Annotated in this window: 15 protein-coding genes and 1 tRNA gene; 12 read left to right on the forward strand and 4 right to left on the reverse strand. The window is 57.4% G+C overall.

Features of this window, described 5'->3' with window-relative positions:
• Positions 1–104: 104 nt before the first annotated feature.
• From AEQ67_RS24510 to AEQ67_RS24535, 6 genes are all read left to right on the forward strand, one after another.
• Positions 105–776: a DsbA family protein gene (locus tag AEQ67_RS24510; RefSeq protein WP_059406379.1), complete on the forward strand. Its 672-nt coding sequence runs from the start codon at positions 105–107 to the stop codon at positions 774–776.
• 248 nt (positions 777–1,024) lie between these two features.
• Positions 1,025–2,311 carry an OprD family porin gene (locus AEQ67_RS24515; RefSeq protein ID WP_059406380.1) on the forward strand — a complete coding sequence of 429 codons (1,287 nt, stop codon included), beginning with the start codon at positions 1,025–1,027 and terminating at the stop codon, positions 2,309–2,311.
• A gap of 294 nt (positions 2,312–2,605) precedes the next feature.
• Complete coding sequence (locus AEQ67_RS24520) at positions 2,606–3,619, forward strand: 2-keto-3-deoxygluconate permease (protein WP_059406381.1); 1,014 nt, start codon at positions 2,606–2,608, stop codon at positions 3,617–3,619.
• Positions 3,616–4,896: a four-carbon acid sugar kinase family protein gene (locus tag AEQ67_RS24525; RefSeq protein ID WP_059406382.1), complete on the forward strand. Its 1,281-nt coding sequence runs from the start codon at positions 3,616–3,618 to the stop codon at positions 4,894–4,896. The genes AEQ67_RS24520 and AEQ67_RS24525 overlap by 4 nt, the downstream gene beginning before the upstream one ends.
• Positions 4,897–4,901: 5 nt before the next feature.
• Complete coding sequence (gene pdxA, locus AEQ67_RS24530) at positions 4,902–5,903, forward strand: 4-hydroxythreonine-4-phosphate dehydrogenase PdxA (protein ID WP_059406469.1); 1,002 nt, start codon at positions 4,902–4,904, stop codon at positions 5,901–5,903.
• Between the two features lie 55 nt (positions 5,904–5,958).
• The gene (locus tag AEQ67_RS24535) at positions 5,959–6,732 is read left to right on the forward strand and encodes a DeoR/GlpR family DNA-binding transcription regulator (protein WP_059406383.1); all 774 of its coding nucleotides are present in this window, start codon (positions 5,959–5,961) and stop codon (positions 6,730–6,732) included.
• A gap of 284 nt (positions 6,733–7,016) precedes the next feature.
• Here AEQ67_RS24535 and AEQ67_RS24540 read toward each other — a convergent pair whose 3' ends face one another.
• Complete coding sequence (locus AEQ67_RS24540) at positions 7,017–7,307, reverse strand: DUF3077 domain-containing protein (protein ID WP_059406384.1); 291 nt, start codon at positions 7,305–7,307, stop codon at positions 7,017–7,019.
• 842 nt (positions 7,308–8,149) lie between these two features.
• On the opposite strand from AEQ67_RS24540, the gene AEQ67_RS24550 reads away from it, so the two are divergent.
• Positions 8,150–8,497: a type II toxin-antitoxin system RelE/ParE family toxin gene (locus tag AEQ67_RS24550; RefSeq protein WP_059406386.1), complete on the forward strand. Its 348-nt coding sequence runs from the start codon at positions 8,150–8,152 to the stop codon at positions 8,495–8,497.
• On the opposite strand, the gene AEQ67_RS24555 is transcribed toward AEQ67_RS24550, so the two are convergent.
• Entirely contained in the window at positions 8,494–8,817 is a 324-nt protein-coding gene (locus tag AEQ67_RS24555; protein ID WP_059406387.1) for a helix-turn-helix domain-containing protein, read from the reverse strand. The genes AEQ67_RS24550 and AEQ67_RS24555 overlap by 4 nt on opposite strands.
• A 183-nt stretch (positions 8,818–9,000) precedes the next feature.
• On the opposite strand from AEQ67_RS24555, the gene AEQ67_RS35525 reads away from it, so the two are divergent.
• From AEQ67_RS35525 to AEQ67_RS24580, 5 genes are all read left to right on the forward strand, one after another.
• The gene (locus AEQ67_RS35525) at positions 9,001–9,585 is read left to right on the forward strand and encodes a PBECR2 nuclease fold domain-containing protein (RefSeq protein ID WP_236710400.1); all 585 of its coding nucleotides are present in this window, start codon (positions 9,001–9,003) and stop codon (positions 9,583–9,585) included.
• Positions 9,586–9,954: 369 nt separating this feature from the next.
• Entirely contained in the window at positions 9,955–10,176 is a 222-nt protein-coding gene (locus AEQ67_RS24565; protein WP_059406388.1) for a tautomerase family protein, read from the forward strand.
• On the forward strand, positions 10,173–10,829 hold the full coding sequence (locus tag AEQ67_RS24570; protein WP_059406389.1) for a DsbA family oxidoreductase: 657 nt from the start codon (positions 10,173–10,175) through the stop codon (positions 10,827–10,829). Before AEQ67_RS24565 ends, AEQ67_RS24570 begins: the two co-directional genes overlap by 4 nt.
• Positions 10,830–10,872: 43 nt before the next feature.
• Entirely contained in the window at positions 10,873–11,583 is a 711-nt protein-coding gene (locus AEQ67_RS24575; protein WP_059406390.1) for an SDR family NAD(P)-dependent oxidoreductase, read from the forward strand.
• A 68-nt stretch (positions 11,584–11,651) separates the two neighbouring features.
• Positions 11,652–12,494 (forward strand): oxidoreductase, encoded by an 843-nt coding sequence (locus AEQ67_RS24580; RefSeq protein WP_059406391.1) that lies wholly within the window; start codon positions 11,652–11,654, stop codon positions 12,492–12,494.
• Between the two features lie 77 nt (positions 12,495–12,571).
• On the opposite strand, the gene AEQ67_RS24585 is transcribed toward AEQ67_RS24580, so the two are convergent.
• Together AEQ67_RS24585 and AEQ67_RS24590 are read right to left on the reverse strand one after the other, a co-directional pair.
• Positions 12,572–12,647: transfer RNA gene (locus tag AEQ67_RS24585), tRNA-Thr, on the reverse strand.
• Between the two features lie 102 nt (positions 12,648–12,749).
• Complete coding sequence (locus AEQ67_RS24590) at positions 12,750–13,277, reverse strand: serine acetyltransferase (protein ID WP_059406392.1); 528 nt, start codon at positions 13,275–13,277, stop codon at positions 12,750–12,752.
• Between the last annotated feature and the right edge of the window lie 8 nt (positions 13,278–13,285).

Consider the following 13,285-nt stretch of genomic DNA (forward strand, 5'->3'; position numbering starts at 1 on the left):
CGATCCACGAAACAGACTGAAAGCCATTCCAGCGTTTTTCAGTAAGAGGCGAAGGACTAATCTGCCGGCATCCCGTTTTCCTATACCTTTGCCGGAGTCTTCCGATGATCCTTCACTACATTTACGACCCGCTGTGCGGCTGGTGCTACGGGGCAAAACCGCTGGTGCACGCCGCCCAAACCGTGTTGCCAGTGATCGCCCACGGCGGCGGCATGATGAGCGGCGCCAACCGCCAGACAGTCTCGCCGCAGCTGCGCAATTACGTGATGCCCCACGACCGGCGCATTGCCGAGTACACCGGCCAGCCATTTGGCGAAGCGTATTTCGAAGGTTTGCTGAGGGATGACACGGCGGTTTTCGACTCCGCACCGCCGATTGCTGCCGTGCTGGCCGCCGAACAAATCGCTGCTCGCGGGCTGGAGTTGCTGGGTCGTTTGCAGAGTGCTCACTACATGGAGGGTCGACGCATCGCCGATGAACCGGTGCTGTTCGAACTCGCCGCACACATCGGTCTGGATGCGTCCACGTTCGAAAAAGCCTTTAAACAAGCGGCCACCGATGACCACATCAAGGAAGCCCGCGCTCTTTTGGCCAGAATCGGCGGCCAGGGTTTCCCCACCTTCGCCCTGGAACAAGACGGTCAATTCACCCTGATCGACATCGGACCGTGGCTTGGCAAGCCGCAAGCGTTCGCGGAGTGGCTAAGCCAGGCGCTTCCAGCCACCGAGGTGTCTTCTCCGATTCAAGCCTGTGACCTGAATGGCTGCGCCCACTGAACAAGTATTTTCTTAGACGATTTTCGCCTATTTAAAGACGATTCATGAAATTGACACATCGTTAAAGGCACGGCTACGATTCCGTCCTACGCCTGTGGCTAACCGCCATGACTCATAAAACAATAAAAAGGCCCGCCACGATTTCCTCGTGGGCGGGCCTTTTTGTTTTGGGTGAAAAAAGAGTGCGATAGCGCCGTTTCAGCCGTTCGACACAGCGCGTATCAACCGGAAATAAGGAAAAAAATAAAATGTTGAACAAGCGAATCAGCCTGATCGCTCTGGGGATATTGAGCGCTACACAGGCCATGGCTAACGACCAGGCCGAATCCAAGGGATTTGTTGAAGACAGCAGCCTCAAAGTGCTGCTGCGCAACGCCTACATGAACCGCGACTTCAAAGACGGCAACCCGGATAAATCCGAGTGGGGCCAAGCGGCCATCGGTACGTTCTCGTCCGGCTTCACCCAAGGCACCGTGGGTGTCGGTGTGGATGCTTTCGGCTTGTATGCACTCAATCTGGAGCGCAGTGAAGACCGTAGCGGCGCGCAAGGCATCGACTTTTTCAAAAAAGGCGCCAGCGGCGAACCGGCAGATGACCTGGCCAAGGCTGGCGCAGCCGTCAAATTCCGTCTGTCCAGCACCACGCTGACTTACGGCGACCAGATGCCGGTGCTGCCGGTATTGAGCTACGACAACGTGCGCCTGCTGCCGGAAAGCTACACCGGCACCCTGATCACCTCCAAGGAGATCAAAGGCCTGGAACTGAACGCCGGTCGCTTCACCGCCGAATCGCGCAAAAGCGCTGAAGGCCGTGACAGCGGCGGCTTGAAGTCGATCAACGTCTTGGGCGGTAGCTACCAGTTCACCGAACAGTTCAAGGCTGCGCTGTACGCGTCCGACGTCGAAGACGTGCTGAAGAAGCAATACGTGAACGCCAACTACGTGTTCCCGATCGACAAGGATCAGTCCCTGACCCTGGACTTCAACGGCTATCGCACCAAGCTGGATGATTCCTACGTCCGCGATAACGGTCTCACCGGCGATGACAACAAGATCTGGAGCCTGGCGGCCACCTTCGCCACCGGCCCGCACTCGTTCATCCTCGGCTACCAGCGCAGCACCGGCGACAGCAACCTGGGCTACCCGTACGGCGGCTACCAGAAGGATCAAGGTCGTATTGGTGACGGCGGCAACACCATCTACCTGTCCAACTCCTACTGGTCCGACTTCAACGCCGAAGACGAACGCAGCTGGCAGCTGGGCTACGGCCTCGACTTCAGCACCTTCGGTGTGCCAGGCCTGAGCTACAACTTCGCCTACGTGCGCGGTGACAACATCACCACGTCCACCAGCGAAGGCGGTACTGAGCGCGAAATCTTCAACCAGTTCAAATACGTCGTGCAAAGCGGCCCGGCCAAAGACCTGAGCGTGAAACTGCGCAGCTCGATCCTGCGCGTGTCGCAGAAATCCAGCGAGTACAACGTCAGCGGCAACGAAGTGCGTGTGTTCGTGGATTACCCAATCAACATTTTCTGATGATCGGTTAAAGCATCTAGGCCTGATTCAAGGCTGAGTAAAACAAGCCCCGACTGGTTCGGGGCTTTTTTATGCGCGCCGCAAGGCTCTAGCCTGCGTCACCGGACGATTCGAGTCGCGTACCACTCGCAGATTACCCACCCAGAATGATCGAAACGATCATTTGAATGATTGGTTTGCGCAAATAAAACCAATACCCTAAGATAAAGTTGACTGAAATAATCATTGAATGATCGGTTCAGTCAGTTTCGAGGTGAAACACGTCTTACCCAACAATTATAAAAGGAGACCCTCGTGGCCCAGATCCCTATCAAGCGCACCATTGAACGCATTCCGGGCGGCATGATGATCGTGCCCCTGCTGATCGGTTCGCTGGTGGCAACCTTCCTGCCCGACACGCCCAAATTTTTCGGCTCATTCACCAATGCACTGTTCACCGGGGCGTTACCCATCCTCGCGGTGTTCTACGTCTGCATGGGCGCGAGCATCAACATCAAGTCCACGCCTTACCTGCTCAAAAAGGGCGGAACGCTGCTGGCGACCAAGGTCGGCATCGCCGTGCTGATTGGTATTGTGCTTGGGCACTTTCTGGGCGAGCAGCCGATTTCCTCGGGTCTCTTCGCCGGCATATCGACACTGGCGGTCGTCGCTGCGATGAACGACACCAACGGCGGCTTGTACATGGCGCTGATGGGGCAATACGGTCGCTCCGAAGATGTCGGCGCGTACTCGGTCATGTCGCTGGAGTCCGGTCCTTTTCTGACGATGGTGACGCTGGGCATCGCCGGCCTGTCGGCATTCCCATGGCCAACGCTGGTGGGCAGCATTCTGCCGCTGGCCCTCGGCATGCTGCTGGGCAATCTCGACCGTGACATGCGCGACTTTCTGGCCAAGGCTGTTCCGGTGATGATCCCGTTCTTCGCCTTGGCACTCGGTGCCAGCCTGGATTTGCATAACGTCTGGCAGGCCGGTTTGCTCGGTCTCGGCATGGGTGTTGCGGTGGTTGTGCTGACCGGCATCCCGCTGTTCTTCGCCGACCGTTTGACCGGTGGCACTGGCGTCGCCGGTGTTGCTGCGGCCACCACCGCGGGGAACGCTGCCGCCGTGCCCGCGCTGATCGCGGCGGCCAATCCGGTGTACGCCGAAGCCGCCAAGAGTGCGACCATTCTGGTAGCGGCGTGTGTCGTAGTGACTGCGATCCTCGCACCGCTGCTTACTGCCGCTGTCGCCAAGCGTGTGCAGCAGCGTAATCCCGTCGTCATACCGGACCCGGAGATCGAGCCGCAAAAGCAGGAGGCCTTGCGATGAGGATTCTGATCATCGCAGACGACCTGTCGGGCGCGGCGGATTGCGCCATCGGTTTTGCGACGGCGGGGCTGCCAACGGGGGTCACGCTGGACCCCTTGAATGACAAGGCCGCCGCGCAAGTGATCGCCGCCGATACCGACACCCGGCGCCTCTCACCGGCGCATGCCGCCGAGCGCACCGTCGCCGCATTCAAGGCACTGCACCAACCCGGGCAGCGGCTGTACAAGAAAATCGATTCGACTTTACGGGGCAACTGGGCGGCGGAAGTCGCTGCCCTGCAACCGCTGGCGGGCCTGGCCATCGTCGCCCCGGCGTTCCCCGCCACCGGGCGCACGCTGCGCGGCGGTCGGGTGTTTGTGAACGGCCAACCGCTGGAAACCACCGACACCTGGAAACTGGAAAACGCCGACCGCCCGGCCGACGTCGAAGCGATGCTCGTCGACGCCGGCCTGATTACTGCGAAGCTTGACCTCGACACCTTGCGCGGCAATGAAAGTGCACTCGCAAGCCGCATTGCCGAGGTCGCCCGCAGCGGCACGCAAGCGTTGATCGTCGATGCACAAACTGAAGATGACTTGCTGACGTTGGCGCGGATGACTGCGTCGATGGAGCAGCCGTTGTTCTGGATCGGCTCGGGTGGCCTGGCTCGAGAAATTGCCGGGCTTGCTGATTTCTCTGAAGTACGGGTTACAACCATCGAACCTGACGCCATCGAAAAAAGTCAGGCACCGATTTTGATACTGGTGGGCAGCCTGTCCGGTGTCTGCGAGCGCCAATGCGCACTGCTCAAGGAGCGTGGCGGGGTCAGTGAATTGGTCATCCCGCCAGAAGTCCTGCGCCAAGGTACGACGCATAGCGATTGGGCGCTCTGGCAAGCGCGTATCGGCGAGCAACTGGACGGCTGGAGCGACCTGCTGTTGCGCATCGGCCGCGACGAGGCGTTTGATCCCCAGGAGGGCGCGCAACTCTCGACCCTGCTGGCCGCGCTGGTGGAACCGCACTTCGCCAAGGTCGGCGGTCTGATCGCCACGGGCGGCGAGACGGCGCGGGCCATATTGACCACTGTCGGCATCGACAGCCTGCAACTGATGACGGAAATCGAAGCCGGCGTGGCCTACGCCCGCCCGACCGTTTCCCGGCAGGGCCATCGTCCCGGCATTGTTACCAAGGCAGGCGCGTTCGGCACCGATCACGCGTTGTATGCGGCATGGCAACACTTGAGCGATAGCGCCGATCGCTCCCAGCCCAAACGCCCACGAATCCAAGGACTCGAATGAACATTATGAGCAACTACCTTCCCATCATCGGCATCACCATGGGCGACGCTACAGGTGTCGGCCCGGAAATCATCGTCAAGAGCCTGACTCACGACATCGTCTACCAACAATGCCGGCCGCTGGTGATCGGCGATGCCCGTCGCCTCGAGCAGGCCAATGTCATCGTCGGTGGCAGCGCCAAAGTGCGCCGCATCAAGGACGCCTCCGAGGCGCAATACGAGGCCGGCACCATTGATTGCATCGACCTCGATCTGATTCCCGAGGACCTGCCGTTCGGCGAGCTGTCGCCCATCGCCGGTGACGCTGCCTATCAATACATCGCCCGTGCCGTGCAACTCGCCGAGGCCAGCCAGATCGACGCGATCTGCACCGCGCCGCTGAACAAGGAAGCGTTGCACGCCGGTGGCCACAAGTACCCCGGCCACACCGAAATGCTCGCGCACCTGACCAACGTCGATGAAGTCTCGATGATGCTGGTGGCGCCGCAACTGCGGGTGATCCACGTCACGACTCACATCGGCATTATCGACGCGATCCGCAAGATCGAGCCGGGCCTGGTCCAGCGCACCATCGAACGTGGCAACGCGACTTTGATCAAGGCTGGTATCGCCAAGCCGCGCATTGGCGTGTGCGGGATCAATCCGCATGCTGGTGAAAACGGTTTGTTCGGGTATGGCGAAGAGGAAGAAAAAATCATTCCTGCGGTGAAGTTGTTGCAGGAACGCGGCCTAGATGTCACCGGCCCGCTGCCCGCCGACACGCTGTTTTTCCGTGCCGGTCGCGGCGACTTCGATCTGGTGGTCGCGATGTATCACGATCAGGGCCACGGCCCGGTCAAAGTGCTGGGGCTTGAAGCGGGCGTAAACGTGACCGTCGGCCTGGACGTGATCCGCACATCGGTCGATCACGGCACCGCGTTCGACATCGCCGGCAAGGGCATCGCCGATGAACGCAGCCTGCTCGAAGCGTTGCGCCAGGGTGCGGAGCTTGCCACGCGACGGGGATGAGGCGCACGGGCGCTGTCGTGTAAGATCGACCACCGCCCACAGCCCGAGACCCGCCATGAAAGCCTCCGAACGCCACCGCGCCATCCTCGATCTCGTACGCATTGGCGATGCCAACGTCGAGCAATTGAGCGCGGCGCTCGGGGTCTCGGAAGCCACGGTGCGACGCGACCTGACCATGCTCGCCAAACAGCGACACCTGGTGCGCACCTACGGCGGCGCCACCGCCGTGGTCGGCGTTCATGAACCGGAAGCTTCACTGGAAGAACGCAAGACCTCGCAGTGGGAGCAGAAAGATGCCATCGCCCAAGCGGCGGCGGCTCACGTCCAGGATGGCGATACTGTCCTGCTCGATGGCGGCACCACCTGCGCCGCACTCGCTCATCATTTGTGCTCGCGGCAAGACGTGCACGTGGTCACCAACAACCTGCTCGCGGTGATGACCCTGGCCAATGCGCCGGGTATTCGCCTGACCTTGATCGGCGGCGATTTGCGCGGTTCGAGCATGAGCACGTTGGGACCGTTGGCGGAGCTGACATTGAGCCGGTTGAGCGTCGACAAAGCCTTCCTCGGCGCGGATGGCGTGGTCGCGGAATTTGGTTTGTGTGAAGCGAGTGCGCAGCAAGCGTATTTGAAGGAATGCATCATCAAGCGGGCGGCGCAGATTGTCGTACTTGCCGACACCGATAAACTCGGGCGTGCGAGGCAGCAGCATTGGACGCCGATTGAGCGGGAGTGGCGGTTGATTACGGGTGCTACGGCGGATGAGGCGGCGCTTGCACCGTTTTATGCTCTGAAACAAATCACCGTAGAAACCGTGATCGTCGGTTAAGCACCGTCGCATTGTAGTAGCCTGGCTTGCCAGCGATGGCGTCCTCAAGACCGCTATCGCCGGCAAGTCGAGCGCCTACGAAAAGCGATTTTCGTGCTCATGTCGCCAACATCCAATTTCGGTAACACGTTCCAATAACATGTCGTCCGCGGCGACATGTTCTCAAGACGTGTCGCAAAAAGTGAAAAACAGCGATACGTTAGCGCCTCACGTCGTACGCAGAGTACAAACCAGAATGCAAAAAGCCCCGATTATTCGGGGCTTTTTCATGCGTGCGATTTAAATCACGAAGACGTTACTGGCTCACTGCTACACGCCGCGTCGAGCACCTTCACCACGTCATCGATGATCGCCTTACTCATATCCTGCAAAAAATGCGACGCCCAGGCATGCCGATCAGACTCGCGAATCATGGCGGCGTCTGACGCCAGCAATTTGGAGATGTGGAGCAGATCCGAAGCGTGGTAGAGCGCCTGGATAATCGGGACACCCCGATTGATTCGGAATAGAGGTTGGTTGTCGTGGTAGGAGAATGGGGTGAGGCCGATGGTTTTCAGGTCTTGAGGGTTGGTCATTGGGCACCTCCGGCGGATGCGAGGTACTGAGAAGTCGCGGGCCTTCGACGAATGCCCGGTGCTGAAGCAACGAGCTTGCTAACACAGATTTTGGACGGATCAATCTTGTACATGGTCTAGCTCCTATCGTTGAGGAACTGCCACGAACCGTCGCCAAACGATTATGGGTGGCAGCTATGCGCAGGTTGGCGAACCGGGACAATAGGAACCCGGCAGACCCGAAGGTCTCCCGCGCACAGCCGCCATAAAAAACACGAGCGAAAAAAAACGCCAGCAATCGTCATGGTGGCGCCTGTGCGCCTATTGTTTAGGTCGGGTCGCCAAACCCGGTCGCTGATTTTGCAGCGATGTAGGCAGCGTAGCGTGAGGAAGGGCGATCCGCAACTGTGGCAAAGTGCTTGCTGTGACCACGAGAGTTTTAGGGGTTTTTATGGCTAGCCAATAATTATTGGCTATCCATAATTTTCATAATTTGAAGACGGCGTGCTGATAGCCTTGCCGACTTGCTGAAGGAGGCATCAGGAATGGACTTTGAAATAGATCAGTTTCAAAAGGACTTGCTGGAATCTGTACGCGAAATGAATGAGAGCCAAGCTCTTCCTATTGCTGAGGATAGGGTGTTAACGCAGGAGCACTCTGTACCGCCTATGTCGTCGTCAGCGACACGTTCCCAAAGCGTGTCGCATAAATTGAAAAACTGCGACGCGTAACAAAACGGACTACATCAAAAGAGTCTGAGTCCTACCGCAGAAGAAGCCAGCGATAACTACCAAACAGCAGCCCATCAATCGTCTACTGAGGCGTTCGGAGGGCATCGACTGTTTCTGGTAGGAATCCATCATTTGAAGAAGTTTGCTTTTGTAAGTGAAGCCGCAACACGTGAGTACAGGGACTTGCCGGGCTGGGTACAGGATGAGTTCGGGAAAGACCTGATGCGTGTGCAGTACAGCGGGGATCCCGAGCTGGCGATCAAGCAGCTGAGCTCTGTGGGGGCGGGCGCTACTGAGTTGATCATCAATGGCAGCCCGGCATACCGATGCATCTACATTGCGAAGTATGCGGATACCATTTTCGTTCTTCACTCGTTCGTCAAAACGACGAATCGAACCGATCGTCACGCAATGGTGGTTGCGGAAGATCGGTTGAAGGAGCTGAAAAGAGAACTTCGAAAGATGGGTTTCAACGTCTAGCAGGCACGTGCTTGTGAAATGACAATCTGCGGCAACGCGCCGTCATCGTCGGACGGCAACGTAAACGTGGTACGGAAGCCGAGTCTATCCAGCATGTCCATCATTGCATCGATCGTAAATTTCTCGATCTTGCCGGTAGCGAGCTCTGAGACGCGTGATTGGGTCACGTTTAACCTGGTAGCGGCTTCGTTTTGTGTTAGCCCCAGCTTTTTGATGCAGTCAGTGATGAAGATTGATAGCTCCATTTTCAGTGCCATTTTGCTGGCGACTTCTTCGTCATGCGTGACATGGAATGGGCTATCGAAGAATTGAATGGCCATGAGCATTCACCTTTTGCAGAAATTATCTAAAATTTACGATAAATGCAGGTTAGACGATTGGCCGTTGTTGATGCAATTGTTTTTTGTGCCGGTCAAAAGTAAATCTGCCCCCTTTTGCAGTGGCGATGATCTGCAAGATTGTCGGAAATCTCCGAGGGGAAAAGGGGATCCACCTGATTTCTCATGACGCTTCAACTGGCTGAAATAGCGGTTGATGCCGAAAGAGATTTTCCGATGTGTGTGCCAAAGGTAAAGGAGGCTCCGGATCAAGAAAACTGGAAGGATCTTGGCTTGCCTGATCTGCGGGATATTTCTGTAACGCTTTCGACTCCCGCATTGCGGGAGCTACCAGGTGCAGCCGATTTCCACTCCGCCGTCGAGCAGGTCGCGCTGGGTTTTGGATTGCAGCAAGGAATTGACGCCGTGCTGATTGAAACGCCATACGTACCGATCACCATTTGGCGCCACCATCTTTTCCACATCGTAGAAAAACGTCCAAACGCCCGAGAACGCTTTACCGATTTCGCTGTGGACACGCTCCGCAATCCCTTGGAAATCTGGCGAGTTTCCTACAGCGACGGTTCCCATCGTCTGGCATTCATTGGGTTGTACAACACGAAATACCAGATGCTAGTAGTCATCCATGTTGACCATGGAAACTTGCTTTGGAATTTCATGAATTGTGAGAAAAAGGCACTGAACAAGCACCGACATGGCGAGTTGGTCTATCAACGTTGCCTGGGACCAAAACAAAAAAAGCAGCCTTGACTAGGCTGCTTTCTTGAAAAGGTTGCTTGATATTGTGCTCCCTCAAGCGGGGGAGAAGAGGTCTCACCCGAACGTTGATACTCAGGTCATCAACGGGGTTCCTAACGCCAACTATTGCCACCTGAAGGCAGTCGGTTTCGCGCTCTTGGGCCGATTCTCTGTCACCAATGACTTATATGTCAACCCGACCGTTCAGCTCGCGTCGACGTTGAGTTGAAACAGCGTTTGTTTTGCCTGCCGCCAAGCACTCATTACACAACGTAACTAATGATGTTCCCGCCCCCACCTTTATCCCCTCCACCTAACTCCCTACATTGAACTCCAACGCCGACCCATTCATTCCGAAGGGAAGGTCACTGGAGATTCCTCATGCCTTTCGTAAGCGTACGCATTACCCGCGATGGCGTTACCTCTGAGCAGAAAGCTCAGGTGATCGCCGAAATCACTGAAACACTGGAACGCGTCCTCAAAAAGGATCCGCACCTGACCCACATCGTGATCGAAGAAGTCGACACCGATAACTGGGGCTACGCCGGCATCACCACCACCCAGTACCGCAAGCAACTGGCTGAGGCGGAGGGGAAGTCATGACTTCCACCGTCACCATCGATTTTGTCTCCGATGTGGTGTGCCCGTGGTGCGCGTTGGGCGCGACGGCGCTGGAGCAAGCGATTGCGAACGTAGCTGGTGAAGTGTCGGTGGAGCTGACCTACAAGCCCTTCGAGTTGAACCCGGACATGCCGGCAGTCGGCGAAAAAGCGGTCGAGCATTTGATGCGCAAGTATGGACGGACTGCCGAGGACGTCGCTGCCGGCAAAGCCATGCAGATCGAACGTGGTGCGGCCATCGGCTTCAAGTTCGATCTGGAGAAGCGCACGCACTTCTACAACACCTTTGATGCTCACCGGCTGTTGTTGTGGGCGTTGCAGGAAGGTCGGCAAGTCGAGCTGAAGAAGATTCTGCTGCGGGCTTACTTCAGCGAAGGCCAGAACCCGAGTGATCGCGAGACGCTGGTTCGTTTGGCCGCTCAAGCAGGACTAGATGCGGCGGCTGCGAAAGAGGTCTTGGCGTCCGGAGCGTTTGCCAAGGAAGTACGTGAGCTTGAAGCGTTTTACCACCAGCGCGGCATCAACTCGGTGCCGGCCATGGTCCTGAACGGTCGTCACCTGGTGTCCGGTTCGCAGTCGGTCGAGTACTACGAACAGATGTTGAGACAAATGGCGACGGCCCCCGCTGAAGCCTGATTACTTACTTTTTTAAACCATCATTTATTAGTAGAGGTTCATCATGAGCAATTCGAAAAAAGTCATCGTTATCACCGGCGCATCCCAAGGTCTCGGCGCAGGCATGGTCAAGGCTTTCCGTGACCTGGATTACAAAGTTGTCGCCACTTCGCGTTCGATCAAACCGTCCACCGACCCGGACATCCTCACCGTGGCCGGCGACATCGGCGACCCGGCGGTCGCCCAACAAGTGATCCGTGAAACCATCGCCCGTTTCGGCCGCATCGATTCCCTGGTCAACAACGCCGGGATCTTCGTCGCCAAACCGTTCACCGCTTACACCCAGGAAGACTACGCCGCCGTGCTGTCGGTCAACCTGAATGGCTTCTTCTACATCACCCAACTCGCCATCGCCGAGATGGAAAAACAAGGCAGCGGCCACGTCGTCAACATCACCACCAGCCTGGTGGACCACGCTATCGATGGCGTGCCATCGGTACTGGCCTCGCTGACCAAAGGTGGCCTGAACGCCGCGACCAAATCCCTGGCCATCGAATACGCCAAGCGCGGCATCCGCGTAAACGCGGTGTCCCCTGGCATCATCAAGACGCCGATGCACGGCGAAGAAACCCATGAAGCATTGGGGAACCTGCACCCGGTCGGGCACATGGGCGAGATCAGCGACATTGCGCAAGCGGTCGTGTATCTGGACAACGCCAACTTCGTTACTGGCGAAATCCTGCACGTCGATGGTGGTCAGAGCGCCGGTCACTAAGACCTGACTTGATCTGTCCACAGCGCCGTCGACCCCTGTCGACGGCGTTTTCATTTGGAGAGCGCACCATGACCATCGACGTTCACAAGGTTTTCCTGATTACCGGGGTCAGTTCAGGCTTCGGCCTGGCTTTTTCGCAAGCAGCATTGGCGGCGGGGCACACGGTGGTGGGCACGGTGCGACGCGAATCCGAGCGAGCCGCGTTCGAAGCGCTGGACGCCGATCGCGCCAAAGCGTTCGTGCTCGACGTCACCGATTACCCGGTGATCGAACCGCTGGTGGCCGGTATCCTGCACGAGGTGGGCCGGATCGACGTGTTAGTGAACAACGCCGGTTATGGCCATGAAGGCATTCTCGAAGAGTCACCGCTGACGGAGATGCAGCGCCAGTTCGACGTTAACGTGTTTGGCGCAGTGGCCATGATCAAGGCGGTTCTGCCCGGCATGCGCGAACGGCGCAGCGGGCACATCATCAACATCACCTCCATGGCCGGCTTCATCACCTTGCCGGGCATCGCCTACTACAGCGGCAGTAAATTCGCCCTCGAAGGTGTGAGTGAAGCGCTGGCTAAAGAAGTGGAAAGCCTGGGTATTCACGTGACGGCCGTGGCACCGGGCTCGTTTCGTACCGAATGGGCAGGTCGCTCGATGATTCGGTCGGATCGCAGCTTGAATGACTACGATTCGGTGTTCGATCCGGTCCGCAAGGCGCGTGAAGAGAAGAGTGGCAAGCAGGCTGGCGATCCGCACAAAGCGGCGCTGGCATTGTTGGCGTTGGTCGCTGCTGAGAAGCCACCGGTTCATCTGTTGCTGGGTAAGGATGCGGTGAGGCTGGTGCGCGAAAAGATCGCGGGCCTTCAGGCGGAGATTGATGCTTGGGAGCATCTTTCGGGGGCGACGGAGTTCGATTGATCGACATGCTCGGCGTATAGAAACTCAAACCCGAAAACAACAAAGCCCTCGTATTTCTACGAGGGCTTCGTTTTGTATGGTGCCGGCACCAGGAGTCGAACCCGGGACCTACTGATTACAAGTCAGTTGCTCTACCAACTGAGCTATACCGGCGTGTTGGGCGACGATTATAGCGATTGGATTGGTTCTGTAAACCCCTGAATTCAGACTATTTTTGCACAAGCGTCTGCTGCGGTTTTTTTGCGGGTGTTGCGGTCATCGTGCGTTGTAAAAGGTCGCACCCTCGGGGATGTCTTTGTTGACGAACGACATGGCCCCGATCGTGACGTTGTCCCCGATGGACAGGGTGTCGGCGATGATGCAGCTGTTGGCGCCCACGCTGACGTTGTCACCGATGACCAGGTCGTAGTTGTCCAGCCCCAGGGTCTTGATGCCGATCGTCGTGTTTTGACGGATGAAGAAATTCCGGCCGATTCTGACGCTCCCCGTGATGACCACACCGGGGAGGTGGCCTATGCGGAAGCCAGGCCCTATTTGGGCGTCGATGCTGATGTCGACGCCATATTTGAGATTGAGTTTTTGCTCCATACGCTTGGCATAGCTACGCGCAAAAGCGTTTCCGGAATACAGGTACTGAGCCAGTCGGAACATGAACAAGTACCGGAGTGTGTTGTTTTTCCGGGTTCGCTTGAGAATGTTGCTGATGAGTCCTATGCGGCTGCCACGTTTGTTCTTGTTCGAGATTTCTGACTGCCAATGCAATAGCAAGGTGTCGAGATTCAAAACGTGGC

The sequence above is a fragment of the Pseudomonas sp. RIT-PI-q genome, assembly GCF_001297125.1.
In the GTDB taxonomy this organism is placed as follows: Bacteria; Pseudomonadota; Gammaproteobacteria; order Pseudomonadales; family Pseudomonadaceae; genus Aquipseudomonas.

Bases quoted from the DNA above. Each gene is read 5' to 3' on its own strand.
- AEQ67_RS24510 (WP_059406379.1), top strand. From the start codon at position 105: ATGATCCTTCACTACATTTACGACCCGCTGTGCGGCTGGTGCTACGGG.
- AEQ67_RS24515 (WP_059406380.1), top strand. From the start codon at position 1,025: ATGTTGAACAAGCGAATCAGCCTGATCGCTCTGGGGATATTGAGCGCT.
- AEQ67_RS24525 (WP_059406382.1), top strand. From the start codon at position 3,616: ATGAGGATTCTGATCATCGCAGACGACCTGTCGGGCGCGGCGGATTGC.
- pdxA (WP_059406469.1), top strand. From the start codon at position 4,902: ATGAGCAACTACCTTCCCATCATCGGCATCACCATGGGCGACGCTACA.
- AEQ67_RS24535 (WP_059406383.1), top strand. From the start codon at position 5,959: ATGAAAGCCTCCGAACGCCACCGCGCCATCCTCGATCTCGTACGCATT.
- AEQ67_RS24540 (WP_059406384.1), bottom strand. From the start codon at position 7,307: ATGACCAACCCTCAAGACCTGAAAACCATCGGCCTCACCCCATTCTCC.
- AEQ67_RS24555 (WP_059406387.1), bottom strand. From the start codon at position 8,817: ATGGCCATTCAATTCTTCGATAGCCCATTCCATGTCACGCATGACGAA.
- AEQ67_RS35525 (WP_236710400.1), top strand. From the start codon at position 9,001: ATGACGCTTCAACTGGCTGAAATAGCGGTTGATGCCGAAAGAGATTTT.
- AEQ67_RS24565 (WP_059406388.1), top strand. From the start codon at position 9,955: ATGCCTTTCGTAAGCGTACGCATTACCCGCGATGGCGTTACCTCTGAG.
- AEQ67_RS24570 (WP_059406389.1), top strand. From the start codon at position 10,173: ATGACTTCCACCGTCACCATCGATTTTGTCTCCGATGTGGTGTGCCCG.
- AEQ67_RS24575 (WP_059406390.1), top strand. From the start codon at position 10,873: ATGAGCAATTCGAAAAAAGTCATCGTTATCACCGGCGCATCCCAAGGT.
- AEQ67_RS24580 (WP_059406391.1), top strand. From the start codon at position 11,652: ATGACCATCGACGTTCACAAGGTTTTCCTGATTACCGGGGTCAGTTCA.